The organism is Mesorhizobium shonense, from assembly GCF_040545255.1.
Taxonomy (GTDB): Bacteria; Pseudomonadota; Alphaproteobacteria; order Rhizobiales; family Rhizobiaceae; genus Mesorhizobium; species Mesorhizobium shonense.
In genome coordinates this window covers 477,281-496,298 of sequence record NZ_JBEPLM010000002.1, presented here as the reverse complement: position 1 = coordinate 496,298, position 19,018 = coordinate 477,281, and the positions used below count along the sequence as shown (strand labels likewise).

Genomic DNA, 19,018 nt, shown 5'->3' with positions numbered 1-19,018 from the left:
CACCTTGCCGAGTTAGGTTGCTTGACCAGCCGCGAATGCGGCAACGGCGGCATTCCGGCACGGAATGAGGCTGCCGGATGCTTCCTGTCGTCTTTGGTGATAGAACATGGACCAGCTGGTCAGCGTTGGAGAGAGCGTGGAAACATACGTGGAATCCACCCGATCGAGCCTGAACGAAACCGCCGCCGGCTTGTCCGTGCGACTGCTTGGGCAACTGGCGATTGCCCGTGACGGCGAGCCGGTTAAGCTGCCCTCCTCGCGCAAGCTGCGCGCGCTGCTGGCCTATCTGGCGCTCGCGCCGCATCCCGTCAGCCGCAGCCGGCTCTGCGAGCTTCTATGGGATGTGCCCAACGATCCGCGCGGCGAGCTTCGCTGGTGCCTGAGCAAGCTTCGCGGCGCCCTCGACGAACCGGGTCTGCACAGGATCGAGACCGAAGGCGACACCGTGGCGCTTCGCCTTGCCGACATCAATGTCGATGCCGTCGCCGCCGCCGCGGCGGTAGCCGAAGGGATCGAGACGCTTAGCCTCGGACGCCTGCGAGCGTTGGCGCAACTTTTCGCCGGCGATTTCCTCGACGGGCTGGAACTCGATCGGAGCCCGCATTTCACCAGCTGGCTGACCGCACAACGCCGCCGTTTCAGCTCATGCCATGTCGCCGTTCTGGAGCATATCATCGCCCTTCTTGCGCAGGGAGCCGATGAAGCCGGCGCCTATCTGGACAAATGGCTGGAACTCGCGCCGTTCGACGGGCGAGCGCATGTGGCGTTGCTGGAAAACCTTGCGCGGCGCGGCCAGATCGGCGCTGGCGAGGAACATCTGGCCACCGCCGCGGAGCTGTTTCGCTCCGAGGAGCTGGATGTCGCTCCCTTGCGCGAGGCATGGCAGGAGATTAGAGCCCGCAACATCAGCGCGACGCCATGCGCCCGGTCCGGACCAACTTTTCTGGCGCCGCAACCGCCGATCGTTGCCGTCGATTTCGAACCCGCCGCGTCGCGCCGGGCCTCGCTGGCGGTGATGCCGTTTGCGGAAAGCACCGTCAATTTCCGCGGCGGGCTGGCCGACGGCCTGACCCACGACATCATCACGCGCCTCGCCAAGCTCCGCGATTTCTTCGTCATCGCGCGCGGCTCGGCCTTCGCGCTCGCGGAAAAGAACATCGCGCCAGAGGATGCCGGCCGGCGGCTCAATGTCGATTATGTGGCGACCGGCTCGGTCCGCAGCCTTTCGGGCAGGGTCATCGTCTCGGTCGAGCTCGTCGAGGTCCGCACCGCGCGGATCGTCTGGGCCGAGACCTTCGAGCACAGGCCGGACGAAATCTTTGTCGTCATCGACGATATCGGCAACAGCATCGTCTCCTCGATCGCCGCCGAGATTGCGACCGTCGAGCGAAACCGCGCGATGCTGAAGGCACCGAATTCGCTGAATGCCTGGGAGGCCTATCATCGCGGCCTCTGGCACATGTACCGCTTCACCCGCCAGGAGAACGACCTGGCGCAGCAGTTCTTCAACGACGCCCTGAAGCTCGACCCGACCTTCGCCCGCGCCTATGCCGGGCTTTCCTTCACCCATTGGCAGAATGCCTTCCAGCGTTGGGGCGATCGCGACCACGAGACGGCGCTGGCTTTCGAAACCGCCGGTCACAGCCTTCTGGTCGATGACCGCAATCCGGCTGCGCACTGGGCGATGGGACGCGCCTTGTGGCTGCGCGGCGAGCAGGACAACTCTCTGATCGAGCTGGCAAAGGCCGTCGACCTCAGCCCGAATTTCGCGCTCGGCCACTATGCGCTGTCCTTCGTCCACTCGCAGTCGGGCGATCCGCAATTGGCGATCGGCTCGTCCGATCACTCGCGCCATCTCAGCCCCTTCGATCCGCTGCTGTTCGGCATGATGGGCGCGCGCGCCATGGCCCATGCGCGGCTGGGCGAATACAATGAGGCCGCGGAATGGGCGCTGAAAGCGGCGGCCCGGCCCAATGCCCATGTCATCATCCTCGCGATCACGGCCCACTGCCTGGCGCTGGCCGGCCGCCGGCACGAGGCGCGGAATTTTGCTGCCGCGATCCGCACCACATGGCCTGACTATCGGGCGGACGATTTCATCGCCACCTTCCGCTTCGACCGGGACGGTGAAGCCCTGTTCCGCAGCGGAGCCAAGCTCATCGGGTTGCATTGAGCCTTGGCGGTCGGTGCCATGAGCGCTCGGAGAGGCCGGCGGGACAGCGCCCCCCTCTGGCCTGCCGGCCATCTCCCCCACTTGGGGGGAGATCGGACTTCACCACGGCTTTCTCCAATCGCAAACGTCGCAGGATTGAGCCAAGCGCCAAAGCTGCCAATCTCCCCCTTGTGGGGGAGATGTCCGGCAGGACAGAGGGGGGGCGCGAAGGATCGCTGCCGATCTCACCCTCCACACAGGATCCTGGAGTCTTAGGCTGCGTCGCCTCGCTCCTTGCTCCGCCCCAAGACGACGCGATTGGGCGACGCGCTTCAATGCATCAGCGGGCCGCTCGCCTTCCGCCATGCATCGATGCCGCCCTGTATGTGGCGGGCGCTCGATATCCCGACGTCCTGCGCCGCCTGCACGGCCATCGCCGAACGCTCGCCGAACGCGCAATAGAACAGGATCTGCTTGGCTGTCGACTTCGCCAGCTCATGCAGCATGCCGCCGGCCGCGATGTTCTCCTGCAGTCGCGTGTAAGGCAGATGGATCGCGCCGCGGATGACGCCGTGGCGATCCCGTTCGGATTGCTCGCGCAGGTCGATCAGCGCCACATCGGGCCGGCCGACCAGAGCCAGCGCCTGTTCGGCGGTCACCGACCAGCCGCGGCTGGCGATATCGTCCTGATGCAGCCCCACCCGCATGTTGGCCGGCACCGCGACGTCCATCATCTTCGGATTGGACAGCTTCAGATTGTTCATGATGTCGACATACTCGTCGACCGACTTCACCTGCAGGCGGGGATTGAAGGCCTTTTCCTCGCCGATCGTCGACACGGTCTCGCCCTTGTAGTCATGCGCCGGGAAGATCATCGTCTCGTCGGGGAGCTTGAGCAGTCGGCCGAAGATCGATTCATATTGCTGGCGCGGATCCCCGTTCTGGAAATCGGTGCGGCCGGTGCCGCGAATGAGCAGCGTGTCGCCGGTAAAAACCCGGTCCGGCAGGATGAAGCTGTAGGAATCGTCGGTGTGGCCGGGCGTGTAGATGACGTCCAGCGCCAGCCCCTCGATCGCGAGCTTGTCGCCGTCGGCAAGCCGCATCGACACGACGTCGGCCTTCGTCTGCTCGCCCATCACGGTCACGCAATGCGTCCTGTCGCGCAGCGCGCCGAGGCCGGTGATGTGATCGGCATGGAGATGCGTGTCGACCGCCTTGACCAGCCTGAGGTCGAGCTCGTTGACCAGCTGCAGGTAGCGTTCGACCTTCTCCAGCACCGGATCGATGATCAATGCCTCGCCGCCCCGGCGGCTGGCGAGCAGATAGGAGTAGGTGCCCGAAACGGAATCGAAGAGCTGACGAAAGATCATTTCTCGGCCCCATGCGTCAGCGGCCCAGCCCGGCCGTCAGTCAGGTAAGTCTAAAACAAGCATGAGGTGCCCGCCAGCGAACACTTCATGCTTGATTTAATGCATGTCGCCCAAAAGTGCGCGGCGGTTTTGGGAAAAGGACATGCATCAAAACCAAAGGCCGAAGCTATCGCCTCAGCACCGCGCTCAGCACGTCCCGGATGCCGATCGCGCCGACGAAACGCGAGCCTTCGTCGAACAGCGCCACCGGCGCCGTCTGCGAGCGGTGCATGGCCAGCATCACCGTCTTCAGCGACGTGCCGGGATTGGCCCAGAACACCTGCGCCCCCTCCTCCGGCCGGCGCTCGACATCGGCGCACGACACCCACACTGCCGGCTCGCCGTGGCGTTCGGCCGCCGCCACCAGGCCATGCTCGTCGATCTTGAAGCGCGTCGTCTTGCGCCGGTCGAGCCAGACCCAGCCGTTCTCGCCCTGTTCGAGGTCGCGGCGGTCGCGCATCACGTTCCACGCCGTCAGCACCGAAAGAGGATTCACATTGGCGATGAAGTCGCGGACATAGTCGTTGGCGGGCCTGAGCACGATATCTTCCGGCGCGCCGGTCTGGACGATGCGCCCACCCTCCATGATGGTGATGTGAGTGCCGATCTTCAGCGCCTCCTCGAGGTCGTGGCTGACGAAGATGATGGTCTTCTTCAGCTCCGCCTGGAGTTGCAGGAGCTCGTCCTGCAGCTTGGTGCGGATCAGCGGATCGAGCGCCGAGAACGGCTCGTCCATCAACAGAATCGGCGCCTCGGTGGCGAATGCTCGGGCGAGACCGACGCGCTGCTGCATGCCGCCCGAGAGCTCATGCGCGTATTTCTTCGACCACTGGTCAAGATGGACGAGTTGCAGTTGTTTCTGGACCCTCGTCTTGCGCTCGGTATCCGGCACGCCGGCAAGCTCTAGGCCAAAGCCGACGTTCTCCTCCACCGTGCGCCACGGCAGCAGGCCGAATTGCTGGAACACCATGGCCACCTGCTTCTGCCGCAGGCGCCTAAGCGTTGCCTCGTCGCAGGTGACGACATCGACGGTGCGGTCGCCGTCCTTGACCAGCACCTGGCCGCGCGACACGACATTGAGCCGGTTGACGGCCCTGAGCAGCGTCGACTTGCCGGAACCCGAAAGGCCCATCAGCACCGATATCTCACCCTCATGCACGGTGAGGTTGGCGCCGGCGCAGCCCAGCACATTGCCGGTCTTTTCGAGGATCTCGGCGCGCGTGGCGCCTTTGTCGATCATTGCAAGCGAGCCCGCCTGATCGGCGCCGAAGACGATGTCGACGTTCCTGAAGTCAACCGCGACGGTCATTTCTTGCCTCCCACGCCGATGCGCGTCATCCGGTCGAGCACGATGGCCAGCACGACGATGCCAAGGCCAGCCTCGAGCCCGAGGTCGATCCGGCGCGAGCCGAGCGCGCGGTTGATTTCAGTGCCGAGGCCCCCGGCACCGATCAGCGCCGCGAAGACCACCATCGATAGTGACAGCATGATCGACTGCGTCAGGCCCGCCATAATGGTGGGCAAGGCTGAAGGTAGCTCGACCTTCCAGAGAAGTTGTCTTTTGGTGGCGCCGAACGCCTCACCTGCCTCGACGATCGATTTCGGCACTGAAGTGACGCCGAGATGCGTGAGACGGACCGGGGTCGGAATGACGAAGATAATGGTGACGATGAGGCCGGGGGCGTTGCCAAGCCCGAACAGGGTCAGCACCGGGATCAGGTAGACGAAGGTCGGCAGCGTCTGCATCAGGTCGAGCACCGGCAGCATGAAGCGGTAGACCTTCGGCTTGTGCGCGGCCCAGATGCCGAGCGGAACGCCGATAGCCATCGAGGCAGCGGCGGCAGCAACCACCAGCACCAGCGTCTCCACGGTCTGCTTCCACAGGTTCTGGTTGATGATGAAGACGAGGCCGATGAAGACGCCGATGGCCAGCGGCCGCGAACGCTGCAGGAACCAGGCGATAACCGCGACGACCAGGGCTAGCAGCACCGGCGGGACTATGAGCAGGAGGTCCACCGCGCCGTCGAGGATGAAGTTCAGCCCGTTCGAGAAGGCTCTGAAAACAGTGTCGAAATTGTCGGTAAGAAAACCGAAGAAGGCCTTGCCCCACGGTCCGATGGGTATCTTGTAGGCGACCAGGAATTTCGAGATCGGATCCATCTTTCCCCTCTTTGACCCGCCGCACTTGCCGTACGGTCCTCTTCTCTCAGCATATGAAAAAGGGCAGCCTTTTCCAGTGGCTGCCCTTTTCCGGAGATCATGCCGGACTCAAGGCTTGCTCAGCTCCCGAGCGCGGTCTTGACCGCCGCCGCCGCGTCGCCGCCGTCGAAGGTGGTCACGCCGGCGATCCAGGGCGTGATCGCATCCGGATGCTTCTTCAGCCAGTCGGTGGCGACCGTCTGGGCGTCGCCGCCCTTGAGGATCGCGTCCATCATCTCGCCTTCCATGTCGAGATTGAACTTCAGGTTGGAGATGAACTTGCCGGCGTTCGGGCACTCGGTGGTGTAGCCCTTGCGCACGTTGGTGTAGACGGTTGCCGCACCGAAGCCGCTGTCGCCCATGCCTTCGAGGTACGTGATCTTCATGGCGCCCATAACCGGATGCGGGGTCCAGCCGAGGAAGGCGATCCACTCGTTGTTCTTCATCGACTGCTCGGCCTGGGTCAGCATGCCGGCTTCCGACGACTCGACGAGTTCGAAGCCCTCGAGGTTGTCCTTCGGGTTCTTAATCATGTCGAGGATGATGCGGTTGCCGTCATTGCCGGCTTCGATGCCGTAGATCTTGCCGTTGAACTTGTCCTTGAACTTGCCGAGATCGGTCAGCGTCTTGACGCCGGCATCGGCGACATAGGTCGGCACGACGATGCCGTAGCCGGCGCCGGTCAGGTTGGTGCTTACCGTCTCGACCGAGCCGTCGGCGGTGTAGTCCTTGATGTCATTGGTCATCGACGGCATCCAGTTGCCGAGGAAGACGTCGAGGTCCTTGTTCTTCAGCGACGCATAGGTCACCGGCACCGAAAGCTGGATCACCTGCGGCTCGTAGCCGAGCGCGGTGAGCAGCACCGAGGCCAGCCCCGTGGTCGCCTGGATGTCGGTCCAGCCGACATCGGACAGACGCACCGCCTTGCAGCTCGCCGGGTCGCCGGCATAGGCGGCGGTCGTAGACAGAAGCGCCGCCAGGCCGAGGCCGGCGACGAAAGATTTCATACGCGACATTAACTTTCTCCCATTGCAATTCGAGGCGGCTCGAAGTCACGGTTCTTGCGACCGCCTTGTTTCGTCAGCCAAACACCATTTTGAAGTGGTTTCAAGCGGCGCCACATCACGATGAACGGCGCGCGCTGGCCATTCAGCGACATGGCCACGCCTTTCCGGTGGGGCGGCTTTTTTAGTGGACGGCGCTGGCGCCCCCTCCCAGTGCCGCGGCAACTCGGCTTAGGGTGTGTCGAAATTCAGGTCAGGCCGAGCCGAAAATGGTGGGTTCCGAGAACCGGAGCGGAGCGTACTTAAGTACGTGAGCACCGGAAGCGCAGGAAGCCGCGATTTGCAGGCCGGCCTCATCTGAATATCGACACACTCCAAAAAGGGCGCCATGGCCAAGCTTTACTTCAATTACGCGACGATGAATGCCGGCAAGACGACGATGCTCTTGCAGGCGTCCTACAACTACCGCGAACGCGGCATGACGACGATGCTGTTCGTCGCCGGCCATTATCGCAAGGGCGACACCGGACTGATCTCGTCGCGCATCGGTCTTGAGGCCGAGGCCGAGATATTCCGCGACGGCGACGATCTCTACGCCCGCGTCGCCGAGCATCACGAGCACACGACCGTGCATTGCATATTCGTCGACGAGGCGCAGTTCCTGGAGGAAGAGCAGGTCTGGCAGCTTGCCCGCATCGCCGACCGGCTGAACATCCCGGTCATGTGCTACGGCCTGCGTACCGATTTCCAGGGCAAGCTGTTTTCCGGCTCGCGCGCGCTGCTTGCCATCGCTGACGACCTGCGCGAAGTGCGCACCATCTGCCGCTGCGGCCGCAAGGCGACGATGGTCGTGCGCCTCGGTCCCGACGGCAAGGTGGCCAAGCAGGGCGAGCAGGTGGCGATCGGCAAGGACGTCTATGTCTCACTCTGTCGCCAGCACTGGGAAGAGGAAATGGGCCGGGCCGCGCCCGATGACTTCATCGGTTTTGCCCGTAATTGAGGCGGAGACCTGCCGACGGCCTTGCCGCGCAAAAACAATAGCTTAAGCATATCAGTTCAAGCTGCTTAAAGGCGATGCGCATTACTCGCGCCTTGAGCATGCTTGCCTTGTCTTTCAAGGGACCAACCAATTCTTTTGTTTTGGCGCTTCTCCTTGTCTTCCGTCTTTCAATCCCTTGAGGCCCCACATATATTCGCCGCCACGTGCGACACGAAACCGGATGCCGAAGCGGGAGGCCCCTATGGCGACATTGCAGAATTTCGATGCCGAAATTGCCAAGACCAAGCAAGTCGTCGAGGACATGCGCACCAAGATCGAGCAGTCCGGCACAGTGCTCGACACGCTCGCCCAGGCCGACAAGAAGATCGGCGACGCCAATTTCGACATCGAGAACGCCCGCATCGAGGACGTGCTCAAGCAGCAGAAGGTGATGGAAGGCAATATCGCCGACCTGATCATCGGGCTGGAAGACGCCACCAACGTCTTCGGCGCCGAGTTCGAGAGCATGAAGAACTATACCGGCTGGGAAAATTTCGTCGGCGTCTTCTCGGCACAGCGCAAGCAGCGCATGCGTACCGACCGCGTGCGCAACATGTCGCTGGCCGGCAACCTGCAGGAGCTGCTGGCCAAATCCGATACCATCGTCGGTATTCTCAAAGCCCAGAAGCAGATCCTCGACCAGCGCTACAAGACCTCCGAGGCCAGCCTGTCGCAGGTGATCGAGCGCCGCAAGGCGACCATGGCCAATCTCGAGGCGGTGCAGAAGCGCATCGAGGAGCTCAACCCGATGCTGCTCGACATCGAGAACAAGATCGCCGCCTCGACCAGCCAGAAGGAGCGCACCCAGCTCGAAGGCGAGCGCTCGAAGATGGCGACCGAATACAACGAGAAGCAGGCCAAGGAGCAGGAGCTGCTCGCCGAAAGCCAGACGCTGGAACGCTACACCTCGATGTTCCAGACGTTCGTGGATTCCCTCAACAACCAGATCGCGGCACAGTCGACGCTGATCAACAAGCTGACCATAGATACCGAGCAGCGCATCGTGCTGTACAAAGCGCTGGAAGACTCGCTGAAGACCGCCGCCCAGCAGGACGTCGCCCACAAGATCAACACGCTTGGCAGCCAGGTCGACAACACCGCCGAGGAAACCATGGCCGGCATCGGCGCCGCCTCCCAGAAGCACATCGGCGACCTGCTCGAAATGCACGAGAAGAACATGGTGGCCAGCGCCGACATCCAGCGCCGCAAGAAGCTCGCCGACGATGCCTTCGCCCGCCGATTCGACGAGGTGATGAAGAAGCACAATTCCGCCAACTACGTGCAGCAGTAGGCGGCGTGCCGGCATTTTCTTCCAGGGCAGTGCCATGACCCCCGAAAATGAAGCGGCGGCGCGCTACTTCTCCGCTATCACAGCGGCGCTGAGCGGGCTGGAAATATTCATGCGCGACGACCGCTCGCCGCTCTACCGGCATGGCATCGTCGCCAGGATCGTCGCCGAATACATCGCCCGGCTGGACAAGTCTTTTTCCTGCTGGCGCAACCGGCTCGGCTTCATGGACACGTTCCGTATCTCGCGCGCCGACAGCGGCTATCCGGTTTTCCAGAACCTGCTCGAGCTGGAGAACGACCGCCGTCAGGCCGACGCACGGCTCGCCAACATTCCGCAGGCCGGCGAGCTGCGCGAGGAGATGGCCGACTTCATTCTGCGCCACAAGGAGTTTCCCGCGGCGCTGCAGAAGTCGATGGCCGAGCGGCTCTATCTGGAAGACGTCAAGAGCGAGGCGACCTTCGGTCCCTTCATCCTGGCGCAGACGGCGAAGGTCTCGGTCAATCCGAAAACCTTGCGGCCCTATTACCTCGTCCACTGGGCCTCGTTCGACGGAAGCGCCAACCTGCCGCTGGTCTACATGGTGACAGTGGAGGACTCCTCCGAGAGCATGGTGCGCCAGCTTGTCGACGAGAACGGCAAGCTCAATGAGCGGGTCGACATCCCGCTTCCCGTCGACGGCCTGCTCAACCCAGAGCTTGCCCATCGCTTCGACGATTTCACCGAGAAGAACTCGGCCTATACCCTCTCGCCCGCAACCATCGCGGTCAATCTCGACAAGGATTTCGAGCCGTTGCACCCGAAGCAGTTGAGGCGCGTCGTGCTCGGTCCCTTCTATTCCGCAGGCATCACCGAAAACAATTCGACCGTGACCGAGGTACTGGCAAAGGTGCGCAAGCCGGAAAATGCCTGGCTGCTCACCTGGACCATCCAGGAAGTCTTTTCCAAGGCCGAGAAGCCCGGTCGCAAGGGCCTGTTCTCCAGCGAGAAGACGACGCAGGAATTCTTCATCAACACCGACGACCTCGAGGCGGCGCGCCAGGGCGTGTCGAGCTACGAGAACCATGCGCTGATCCCGCATGAGGCCTATCAGGCGCTCTACGCCGCCGGCGAGGCGCAAAAGATCTTTTCCGGCTACAAGGTCCACATCCTGTCCAAGGGGCAGGTCATCAGCGACGTCTGATTTCAACCGCGGAGCACCCTCGATGGACACCGGGCTGACCACGATCTCGGAAGCGGCAATCGAAAAGCACCGCGCCACCGCGCAGAGCTTCATCACCCGCATCGTCGTGCTGGAGGATCCGTCGCGGGAATCCGGCACGCCGCTTGCCGGCACCAACCGTCGTTTCGTCTCGACCGTGTCGACCGGCTCGGTGCGCCGCACGCGCGAGGTCGAACTGTCGAAAACGGTTCAAGCCGTCCATCCCGACGACCAGTTGATGACCATCCCGCAGCACATGCTCCTCTTCCGTGCCCGGCGCGGCTTGGCGATCGCGCTTGCCGTATCGGATGTCTTCGCCGGAGGCTCCGACCTCGAAAGCCTGCAGGCCAAGAACGCCCGCGCGCCGCTCGAAGGCGATGAGGCCGCGGCCTTCAAGAAACTTTTGTCGGCCGCGGCTTACATTTCCGCCTTCAGCCTCGCCTCCTACCTCTTCCAGCTGATCGACAGCGACGGTGAGGCGCCGAACGATATTCCCGAGCCGGACTTTCTGTTCGACACGCCGCAGGACGCGGTGAAGTCGATCGTGGCCGGCCTCGACAAGGCGATTGCCGGCTCGAAGGATGACGCCGACCTGATGACGCGGGGGCGCGCCTTCGCCCGCGTCGCCATCGACGGGCTCCTGGCGCGCAAGGGCCGCTTCGACGGCATCGGCCCGTTCGAGAACGCGCACATCCGCATCGACGTCGACGACTTCACCCTCGACGGCTTCGACGTCGCGCCCGGCAAACGCTCGAAACCGCTGGTGATGACCTTCAAGAAACCGGAGGAGGTCGTCGGCAATCACATCGCCAAATTCCAGTCGGTCAGGCTGGCCAAGATGCTGATGGCCTACGACTTCGAGCGCGAGTTGAACCCCTTTGTCGAGCTCGGCGGCTTCCTGTTCACCTTCATCGGCGACGGCGCGCCGGGCACCGGCAAGACGACGCTGATCCAGATGATCGCCGGCCTCGTCAACGGCTACTGCCAGGTGGCCGGCTACCCCTTCGCCTACGAGAATTTCGGCGTCGACCAGATCTCGTCCTACCAGGGCAAGTCCGGCCAGAACTGCCGCCAGTTCATCAACAATGTGCTCAATCCGCGCGCCATCGGTTTCGGCACCATCGACGACATCGACCAGGTGGCGGCGCGCCGCTCCGACGATCGCGCGTCCGCCGGCCAGCAGGAGATTACCGGCGTGCTTATGGATGCTTTTGCAGGTGCGGCCACCGTGGTGCGCGGCAACTGCTCCTTCGGCATGTTTTCCAACTATCCGGAAAATGTCGACGATGCGCTGCGCCAGCGCGCCGGCGCCCGCTGGCTGGTCGACGGACCGCAAACGCGCGACGACTACATCGACATCTTCGTGCTGCTCGCCGGCAAGAACCACAAGATCCCGCTTGGAGACCACGAGCTCTATGCCGCGCAGGAGATCCAGCGTGCCGTCGCCGAAGCCTATGAGGAGCACGAGAAACCGCAGGAAGACGGGCTAATGAAGGTGTACGAGCGCTACATGAAGGAGAACGGCGCGCCCAAGACCATGGCCGACATCGGCACCTACCTGCACATGATCAAGGACGCCGAGCCGCGCTTCACCGGCCGCGCCATCAAGAACGTCACCGACGCCATCAAGATGCGCGCCATGGACATTGAGCTGCCGGACGACTGGTTCGAGAAGCCGGAAGCCTTCATGCACAAGAGCTACGACGACAAGAAGGCGATGATCGAGGAACTGCGCGGGCCATTTTCGATGGACATGGTCATGCAGGAGATCAACCGCTACGCCGATTCCGAATTCCGCTATTCCGACAAGTCCGACGACGCCGCGGTGGAGAAGCTCCTGCGCGACGCGCGTCTGCGCGAGCGCGCCGCGCGCGAGATGGAGGAATTGAAGAAGAAGGGGTTGTGGAATGCGTAGGCTTTCTTCGCTGCCCGCGAGTGCGGAAGGATGTGGTGCCAACGTCGGCGCCGCCCTCTCCCCGTCCTTCACGGGGAGAGGTAAGGGTGAGGGGCAGCGCCGTGCGTGGACCGGTAATCGAGACGACGAAGCGAGCGCGGCGATTGCGGCAGTCAGACAATGACGCCGAAAACGCACTTTGGATCGAACTGCGTGACCGCAGGCTGAACGGCAACAAATTCGTGCGCCAATTTCCTATCGGTCCCTACTTCGCCGACTTTGCTTGCAGGGAATGCCAACTTGTAGTCGAAGTCGATGGGAGCCAGCATTTCGCGAACAAACGCGATCAGATCCGCGATCGCTTCATGGTGTCGGCCGGCTGGTCCATCCTCCGCTTTTGGAATATCGACGTTTTGAAAGAAAGGGAGGCCGTGCTTGAGACCATACTGGCGGCCGTCGAGCAGCGTTTAGAGCGCCACATCGATACGCACGACCTTCGATTTTTTGCTGCCGAAGGTTATGGGGAGACATATCCTTGACGGTTCGCGCTGCCCCTCACCCTTACCCTCTCCCCGTGAAGAACGGGGAGAGGGGGTCGCCAGCGTTGGCGCTCTATCCTTCGTCCATACAGGAAAACCCCGCGGGGTCGCGCATATGACCTCCGCCAAGAAACCCGATCTCCTGCGCGATAACGAGCTGATCTATGGCAGGCTGCTCGCCGTCGACGAGCCGCATCTCATCCAGCGCTACAACAAGGCGCTTGTCGCCTTTGGCCTCGAGCCTACCAAGCTGAAGAGCTTCCAGATTGACCGCACCGGCTTCTCGCCCGAGGTCGCCGAGGAGTGCGGCGACTACGACTATCTCGATCCCAACGAGGTCAATCGCCGCTTCATCATCCTGACGCCGTCGCAGATCGACCTGCCGGTGGTGCACACCGCTTTCTCCAACACCTCGCAGTTGATGTTCGAGTTCATGTCCAAGAACCAGCGCGCCATCGACGCGCTGACCATCAAGGATGTCATCTACGGCGAGATCGAGGATTCCGTCCCCAAGGTCAACGACATCGAGGACCTGCTGTCGATCAACCAGGTCGAGTTCAAGGTGCTGTCGGCCGAGGACGTGCTGGGCAAGGCGGCCGAGCTCGGCAAGCTCGTCGACCGGCTGAAGCAGGAGCCCGACGCCTGGCGCGACAACGCCATGCTTGAGCGCATGGTCGATCTCGCCAAGGTCTGCGGCGACATCCGCGAGAACGCGCTGGTCCCCGACCAGGTGATCTTCCGCCACAACGCCTACTGGACCAGCCATTTCGGCGGGCTCTACGTGTTCGTCGACCCCGACATAACGACGGTGATCAGCGACCCCTCCGCCCCAGGCTTCCGCCGCTCGCGGCCCTGGCAGGTGAGCTATCTGTCGATCAACGACGCCGACAAGGTATTCCGCTTCCTTGCCGCCACTGGCCGGCTGGACCTGCCGCGCGCTTCCTGGATCGAGGCGTCGGGCTATCTCGAGCATCGCGCCGAGATGGTGGTGCGGGCATTGATCCGCGACGCCGAGCCCAACCGCAACCTGACCGATGTCGACAAGGTCTGGCTGCAGACCTGGATCCACGGCCATGCCGACCTGATCGCCAGCGACGGCAACTTCCCCTTCCTCAACGCCGCCAAGCGCGAGATCGCCCAGTTCGGTCACCTGAAGCTGGAAGATGTGCCGCCGCGCCAGCGCTTCCTGGTCGTGCGCGCCAGGCCCGATCATCACGATGCCTGGCTCACCAACCAGCTTATCTCGGATTTCGTGCCGCAGGACTTCGTCTCGCGCTACGTCTTCAACAAACCAGGCTTCTACAAGGACTTCGACGGCTTCAGCGACGCCTGGCGATCGCATGTTGTGGACGTTCTGAAAACCACATATCTGAAGGATAAGGCGGCGTTCCGCGCGCGCCTTTACGGCTTGACTGACTGAGGGGGTGACGACAGCCATGCTTGATCCGATCGTGAATTTCTTCACCCAGGTTTTTCAATTGATCGGCCGCGGCATCGGCTTCGTCGTCGGCATCATCCTGTGGCCGTTCATGTGGGTCGGCCGGTGGTACGGCCAGCGCGGCTGGATCCTCAAGGCCGTGGTCGGCCTCGCCCTTCTGGTGCTGATCGGCCTCTATGCCAACTTCTTCTACGCCACCCAGTGGTGGAACAATTTCGACCCGAACTATCCCGACAAATACACCTTCGAGAAGCGCAACGTGTCGGCCGGCGAGCAGGTCTCGGCCGGCGCCGGCACCGACACCGCCAAGACCTGCGGCAATTCGGCGATCGCCCAGGTGGCCGCGGATCTAACCGACTTCAACGTCAACCAGAATGCCTGGATCTCGTCGATGATCCTCTACAAGCTTGGCCTGTTCGGCATCGACTGGGACCATACGCCCTGGATGGACAACAAGGCCTCCTTCCAGCGCGGCATCAACCAGGCGGTCCGCCGCACCGCGACCGAGCTTGCCGACAATCTCGGGCGCGTGCGCACCACCTCGCAGATCGACGCCGACCTGCAGGACGCGCGCGGCAACCTGCAGTTCGATGAATACACCTGGTATTTCGGCCTCAACCCGTTCGGTCCGAAGACGCCGACGCCGAGCTACTACCGCGACGCGGTGCGCAAGCTGCGCTCCTTCAATGCCCGCCTTGCTACCTGCCAGGCGACGTTCGATGCCCGTGCCGACAATCTGAAGCAGTACATCGACCGCATCTCTTCCGACATTGGCTCGACCTCGGCGATCCTCAAGGAACGGGCCGAGAACCATAATGACGGCTGGTTCGACTTCCGCGCCGACGACCGCTTCTGGTTCGCCTATGGCCAGCTCTACGGCTATTACGGCCTGATGAAGGGCGCTCAGGCCGATTTCGACGATGTGATCAAGGAAAAGCACCTGCAGAACCTGTGGGACACGATGGACGCCCAGTTCGTCTCGGCGCTGCGCATCCAGCCTTTCATCATCGCCAACGGCCGCGAGGACGGCTGGCTTCTGCCGACGCATCTGACGACCATGGGCTTCTATATCCTGCGCGTGCGCTCCAATATGGTCGAGATCAGCAACGTCCTCAGCCAGTAACGCTGCGGCCACAGCCGGGCGCTGGCGGATTTGCGCCGTCGCCTCTGTCGCATTCCGTGCATTGCGCGGCTGTTTTGAGACGGCGGAGCGATCCCCGCTCTGGCTTCTATACGGCGCAACGACCGGGCGCCAAAGACCCTGGGAAGGTCAGCTTGGAACAGCAATCTCTTTCTTAACAGGAAACATAGTTGCATGGAAGTTGACGCCGTGACAGCGACAGGGTTAGAACATGCCCTTGCATCCGGGCGGCGTTTCGAGCATGCACGAATGATCGAACCCCTCCCCTCCACCGACTATTCCAGAGGAAAGCCGTCATGGCCGAAGTGAAGTCCGACATCGAGATCGCGCGTGCCGCCAGGAAGAAACCGATCCAGGAGATCGGCGCCAAGATCGGCATCCCCAACGAGCATCTGCTGCCCTATGGCCACGACAAGGCGAAGGTCTCGGCCGAGTTCATCAAGTCGGTCAAGGGCAACAAGGACGGCAAGCTGATCCTGGTCACCGCCATCAACCCGACGCCTGCTGGCGAAGGCAAGACGACCACCACGGTCGGCCTCGGCGACGGCCTGAACCGCATCGGCAAGAAGGCGATCGTGTGCATCCGCGAAGCCTCGCTCGGCCCGAACTTCGGCATGAAGGGCGGCGCCGCCGGCGGCGGCCTGGCCCAGGTCGTACCGATGGATGACATGAACCTCCACTTCACCGGTGACTTCCACGCCATCACCACCGCCCACAACCTGCTTTCGGCGCTGATCGACAACCACATCTACTGGGGCAACGAGCTCGGCATCGACATCCGCCGCGTCGCCTGGCGCCGCGTCATGGACATGAACGACCGGGCGCTGCGCGAGATCCTCTGCTCTCTCGGCGGCGTCGCCAACGGCTTCCCGCGCGAGGCCGGCTTCGACATCACCGTCGCCTCGGAAGTGATGGCGATCCTGTGCCTTGCCACCGACCTCAATGACCTCGAGAAGCGCCTCGGCGACATCATCGTCGCCTACCGCCGCGACAAGTCGCCGGTCTATGCCCGCGACCTCAAGGCCGACGGCGCCATGGCGGTGCTCTTGAAGGACGCCATCCAGCCCAACCTGGTGCAGACGCTGGAGAACAACCCGGCCTTCGTGCATGGCGGCCCGTTCGCCAACATCGCGCATGGCTGCAACTCGGTCGTCGCCACCACGACGGCGCTCAAGCTTGCCGACTATGTCGTCACCGAAGCCGGCTTCGGCGCCGATCTCGGTGCCGAGAAGTTCTTCGACATCAAGTGCCGCAAGGCGGGCTTGAAGCCGGCGGCAGCCGTCATCGTCGCCACCGTGCGCGCCATGAAGATGAACGGCGGCGTCAAGAAGGAAGACCTCGGCAAGGAGAACATCGAGGCGGTCAAGAAGGGCTGCCTCAACCTCGGCCGCCACATCGAGAACGTGAAGCAGTTCGGCGTCCCGGCAGTCGTCGCAATCAACCACTTCACCACCGACACCGAAACCGAGATCCAGGCGATGAAGGACTTCGTCAAGGCGCAGGGCGCCGAGGCGATCCTGTGCAAGCACTGGGCGCAAGGCTCGGCCGGCATCGAGGACCTCGCACGGAAGGTCGTCGAGATCGCCGAATCGGGCGCCTCGCAGTTCTCGCCGCTCTATCCCGACGAGATGCCGCTGTTCGAGAAGGTCAACACCATCGTCAAGCGCATCTATCGCGGCGACGAGGCGATCGCCGACAAGTCGATCCGCGACCAGCTGCATGCCTGGGAGCAGGCCGGCTACGGCAACCTGCCGGTCTGCATGGCCAAGACCCAGTATTCGTTCTCGACCGACCCGAACCTGCGCGGCGCGCCGACCGGCCACACCGTGCCGGTGCGCGAGGTGAGACTCTCGGCCGGCGCCGGCTTCGTCGTCATCATCTGCGGCGAGATCATGACCATGCCGGGCCTGCCCAAGGCGCCGTCCTCGGAAAAGATCTTCCTCAACGAGGCAGGTCAGATCGAAGGCCTGTTCTAAGCATTGCTCGAACACAATGACCAAGGGCGCCGCCTCATCGCGGCGCCCTTTTTACTTGGACGACCTTCTTGATGCCGGCCACCGACTGTGGTGAAGGCGCCTTGGCTTGAAGCAAGGATTGGCAACTCGCGCTGCCGTTCCTTGCGGTTCCCCGATCGCTAATTCCCGCCGAATTTGCTGATCGCGTTCGTGGAGATGAAAACCAGACGGTCGAGCAGCGCAAAAAAGACGTCTATGCTGAACCCAACGATAAAAGCAAAGGTGAAGAGGCCGAAACCTACGGACTTGAACTCGCTGTTGCTGCCGAACGTCGGACCCCAAAACCACGCCAGGATCATCCCAGCCAGCGCGGCCAGCGCCATACGATGGGCTATGCGATAAACCGGCGGATTTGGTTGCGTCGTATCCAGAATAAGTCTCATATAGTAGATCATTGAGCCCAAGGCTGCATAAAGACATGGCAAGATCCATACGGCGTAGGGATCGATGGCGTCTTTTATCCTTAGAGCCCACGAATCCACCGATGGCACCGTCATCGAGACATAGTTCAGCGAATACTTGCAGGCTTGATCGACAATCTTTCTCATGTCCATTCCAAGGACCTGAGAGGCGGAGGCTTGCATCGCAAGTTCGGCCTTGGATATTGCTTGCGTCGTAGCGCCGTCGACGCTTTTGCCGTCTTTGTTTTCCAGTTTGGCCGCCGGTTGAGCCCGACAAAAGAAGTTCATGGTGTCGTTTCCGGCAGGCGGTTCCTTGGCGGCCCCTGCATTGCCGGCACCGGCCAGCTTCGTTTCAGGTGAAGGCGGTCCGGCCGTGGCGACGTCCGCGGTTTTGAATGCCCCGACAAAATTCCGGCCGCTCGCCATCGCCGTACCAACGAAGGTTTCGAGCTTCAACACTCCCGGAAATGGCGAGGCTGACAAATTTTCGAAGTCGCCCACTCTTGTTTCCAGGGATTTCAGCTTGAAATTCAGATCGCGAAGTTCGTGCAGCGTCAGGTAGGACGATTCCCGCGCCAGTTCGTCGATCGGCCTTTTTGCTGGAACCTTAGGGTCTTCCGGCTTTCCACCCAATTCAACGGGAAGGCTCGCGAGTTGCATCTGGTCTGGGGAGAACAGATCATCCTGAGCGACAAGCAGTTGCCGCTCCAGCTGACCAAATCGGCGATCCGGTTGCTGTGCCGCCAAAGTTTGCACCTCTGAAAGCAAGGCGACACCCTTGTTGTATACCAGAGACAGAGATCCGACCAGAAACATGAGCAGCATTGAAAGAAAAATACAGGTATAGACCATACCTTGAGAGACAAGGTTGTCGTTAGCGCTCTTCAAGGATAACTGCGCCGCTTCTATCTCAGCTTTCAGCGCAATAACATCAGCGTGATCAATCTTTCCTTGCTCCGCCGGAAGTGCCGTAACTTTTTCTAGCGCGGATATGAGTTTCTCGTTCCGCGGCCTCCCCTTGCTTGCCGCCTCCGCGACAAGCCGATCCGCTTCCAAGAGCAGATCCTCGACGCTTTCGGCTTGTGTCGTTGGCGCCAAGCGACCTCCTCAGCCAAGCCACCCAGGCACAAAGCCATAGGGACTAGGGCATCCACAGGGCGATCCAGGCGGGCCTGGAGGCTGCGCCCAACACCAGAAATTCGGAGTAAAACAGATTGTCCCTGGAGCGTGCGGGGGAACTTGAGCGAAAGCAGGCCGCGGCAGGGTTGTCGCAACACAAACTAACGCCGCGGCCACCG

Annotated in this window: 15 protein-coding genes; 9 read left to right on the top strand and 6 right to left on the bottom strand. The window is 62.3% G+C overall.

Features of this window, described 5'->3' with window-relative positions:
* Positions 1 to 106 precede the first annotated feature (106 nt).
* The gene (locus ABID26_RS07810) at positions 107 to 2,173 is read left to right on the top strand and encodes a BTAD domain-containing putative transcriptional regulator (protein ID WP_292298831.1); all 2,067 of its coding nucleotides are present in this window, start codon (positions 107 to 109) and stop codon (positions 2,171 to 2,173) included.
* A 311-nt stretch (positions 2,174 to 2,484) separates the two neighbouring features.
* On the opposite strand, the gene ABID26_RS07805 is transcribed toward ABID26_RS07810, so the two are convergent.
* The 5 genes from ABID26_RS07805 to ABID26_RS07785 all read right to left on the bottom strand — a co-directional run bounded on the left by ABID26_RS07805 (position 2,485) and on the right by ABID26_RS07785 (position 6,919).
* The gene (locus tag ABID26_RS07805; RefSeq protein ID WP_292298833.1) at positions 2,485 to 3,522 is read right to left on the bottom strand and encodes an MBL fold metallo-hydrolase; all 1,038 of its coding nucleotides are present in this window, start codon (positions 3,520 to 3,522) and stop codon (positions 2,485 to 2,487) included.
* A gap of 166 nt (positions 3,523 to 3,688) precedes the next feature.
* Entirely contained in the window at positions 3,689 to 4,870 is a 1,182-nt protein-coding gene (gene choV, locus ABID26_RS07800) for a choline ABC transporter ATP-binding protein (RefSeq protein ID WP_292298835.1), read from the bottom strand.
* Positions 4,867 to 5,721: a choline ABC transporter permease subunit gene (gene choW, locus ABID26_RS07795; RefSeq protein WP_292298836.1), complete on the bottom strand. Its 855-nt coding sequence runs from the start codon at positions 5,719 to 5,721 to the stop codon at positions 4,867 to 4,869. Before choW ends, choV begins: the two co-directional genes overlap by 4 nt.
* 119 nt (positions 5,722 to 5,840) lie before the next feature.
* Complete coding sequence (locus ABID26_RS07790) at positions 5,841 to 6,776, bottom strand: choline ABC transporter substrate-binding protein (protein WP_292298837.1); 936 nt, start codon at positions 6,774 to 6,776, stop codon at positions 5,841 to 5,843.
* Positions 6,776 to 6,919 carry a hypothetical protein gene (locus ABID26_RS07785; protein WP_292298839.1) on the bottom strand — a complete coding sequence of 48 codons (144 nt, stop codon included), beginning with the start codon at positions 6,917 to 6,919 and terminating at the stop codon, positions 6,776 to 6,778. The genes ABID26_RS07790 and ABID26_RS07785 overlap by 1 nt, the downstream gene beginning before the upstream one ends.
* A gap of 233 nt (positions 6,920 to 7,152) precedes the next feature.
* On the opposite strand from ABID26_RS07785, the gene ABID26_RS07780 reads away from it, so the two are divergent.
* The 8 genes from ABID26_RS07780 (at position 7,153) to ABID26_RS07745 (ending at position 17,280) form a co-directional block, all read left to right on the top strand.
* Entirely contained in the window at positions 7,153 to 7,764 is a 612-nt protein-coding gene (locus ABID26_RS07780) for a thymidine kinase (RefSeq protein ID WP_292298841.1), read from the top strand.
* Positions 7,765 to 8,005: 241 nt separating this feature from the next.
* Positions 8,006 to 9,094 (top strand): hypothetical protein, encoded by a 1,089-nt coding sequence (locus ABID26_RS07775; RefSeq protein WP_354414786.1) that lies wholly within the window; start codon positions 8,006 to 8,008, stop codon positions 9,092 to 9,094.
* Positions 9,095 to 9,128: 34 nt separating this feature from the next.
* Positions 9,129 to 10,274, top strand: coding sequence for a hypothetical protein (locus ABID26_RS07770; protein ID WP_354414784.1), 1,146 nt, complete (start codon positions 9,129 to 9,131; stop codon positions 10,272 to 10,274).
* A 22-nt stretch (positions 10,275 to 10,296) separates the two neighbouring features.
* Positions 10,297 to 12,207, top strand: a complete 1,911-nt coding sequence (locus tag ABID26_RS07765) for an AAA family ATPase (RefSeq protein ID WP_354414781.1) — start codon at positions 10,297 to 10,299, stop codon at positions 12,205 to 12,207.
* A 101-nt stretch (positions 12,208 to 12,308) separates the two neighbouring features.
* Positions 12,309 to 12,725, top strand: a complete 417-nt coding sequence (locus ABID26_RS07760) for an endonuclease domain-containing protein (RefSeq protein ID WP_245460324.1) — start codon at positions 12,309 to 12,311, stop codon at positions 12,723 to 12,725.
* A 115-nt stretch (positions 12,726 to 12,840) separates the two neighbouring features.
* A complete protein-coding gene (locus tag ABID26_RS07755; protein WP_292343592.1) occupies positions 12,841 to 14,145 on the top strand; it encodes a DUF6638 family protein in 1,305 nt (434 codons plus the stop codon).
* 16 nt (positions 14,146 to 14,161) lie between these two features.
* Positions 14,162 to 15,286: a DUF2333 family protein gene (locus ABID26_RS07750; RefSeq protein ID WP_292298846.1), complete on the top strand. Its 1,125-nt coding sequence runs from the start codon at positions 14,162 to 14,164 to the stop codon at positions 15,284 to 15,286.
* Positions 15,287 to 15,600: 314 nt separating this feature from the next.
* Positions 15,601 to 17,280 (top strand): formate--tetrahydrofolate ligase, encoded by a 1,680-nt coding sequence (locus tag ABID26_RS07745; protein ID WP_354414777.1) that lies wholly within the window; start codon positions 15,601 to 15,603, stop codon positions 17,278 to 17,280.
* Positions 17,281 to 17,438: 158 nt separating this feature from the next.
* Here the strand turns inward: ABID26_RS07745 and ABID26_RS07740 are convergent, their stop codons facing one another.
* Positions 17,439 to 18,818, bottom strand: a complete 1,380-nt coding sequence (locus ABID26_RS07740; RefSeq protein WP_354414775.1) for a hypothetical protein — start codon at positions 18,816 to 18,818, stop codon at positions 17,439 to 17,441.
* Positions 18,819 to 19,018: the final 200 nt, after the last annotated feature.

What these genes read in the sequence shown, in the direction of transcription:
- ABID26_RS07810 (WP_292298831.1), top strand. Translation starts at nt 107, where the DNA reads ATGGACCAGCTGGTCAGCGTTGGAGAGAGCGTGGAAACATACGTGGAA.
- ABID26_RS07805 (WP_292298833.1), bottom strand. Translation starts at nt 3,522, where the DNA reads ATGATCTTTCGTCAGCTCTTCGATTCCGTTTCGGGCACCTACTCCTAT.
- choV (WP_292298835.1), bottom strand. Translation starts at nt 4,870, where the DNA reads ATGACCGTCGCGGTTGACTTCAGGAACGTCGACATCGTCTTCGGCGCC.
- choW (WP_292298836.1), bottom strand. Translation starts at nt 5,721, where the DNA reads ATGGATCCGATCTCGAAATTCCTGGTCGCCTACAAGATACCCATCGGA.
- ABID26_RS07790 (WP_292298837.1), bottom strand. Translation starts at nt 6,776, where the DNA reads ATGTCGCGTATGAAATCTTTCGTCGCCGGCCTCGGCCTGGCGGCGCTT.
- ABID26_RS07785 (WP_292298839.1), bottom strand. Translation starts at nt 6,919, where the DNA reads ATGTCGCTGAATGGCCAGCGCGCGCCGTTCATCGTGATGTGGCGCCGC.
- ABID26_RS07780 (WP_292298841.1), top strand. Translation starts at nt 7,153, where the DNA reads ATGGCCAAGCTTTACTTCAATTACGCGACGATGAATGCCGGCAAGACG.
- ABID26_RS07775 (WP_354414786.1), top strand. Translation starts at nt 8,006, where the DNA reads ATGGCGACATTGCAGAATTTCGATGCCGAAATTGCCAAGACCAAGCAA.
- ABID26_RS07770 (WP_354414784.1), top strand. Translation starts at nt 9,129, where the DNA reads ATGACCCCCGAAAATGAAGCGGCGGCGCGCTACTTCTCCGCTATCACA.
- ABID26_RS07765 (WP_354414781.1), top strand. Translation starts at nt 10,297, where the DNA reads ATGGACACCGGGCTGACCACGATCTCGGAAGCGGCAATCGAAAAGCAC.
- ABID26_RS07755 (WP_292343592.1), top strand. Translation starts at nt 12,841, where the DNA reads ATGACCTCCGCCAAGAAACCCGATCTCCTGCGCGATAACGAGCTGATC.
- ABID26_RS07750 (WP_292298846.1), top strand. Translation starts at nt 14,162, where the DNA reads ATGCTTGATCCGATCGTGAATTTCTTCACCCAGGTTTTTCAATTGATC.
- ABID26_RS07745 (WP_354414777.1), top strand. Translation starts at nt 15,601, where the DNA reads ATGGCCGAAGTGAAGTCCGACATCGAGATCGCGCGTGCCGCCAGGAAG.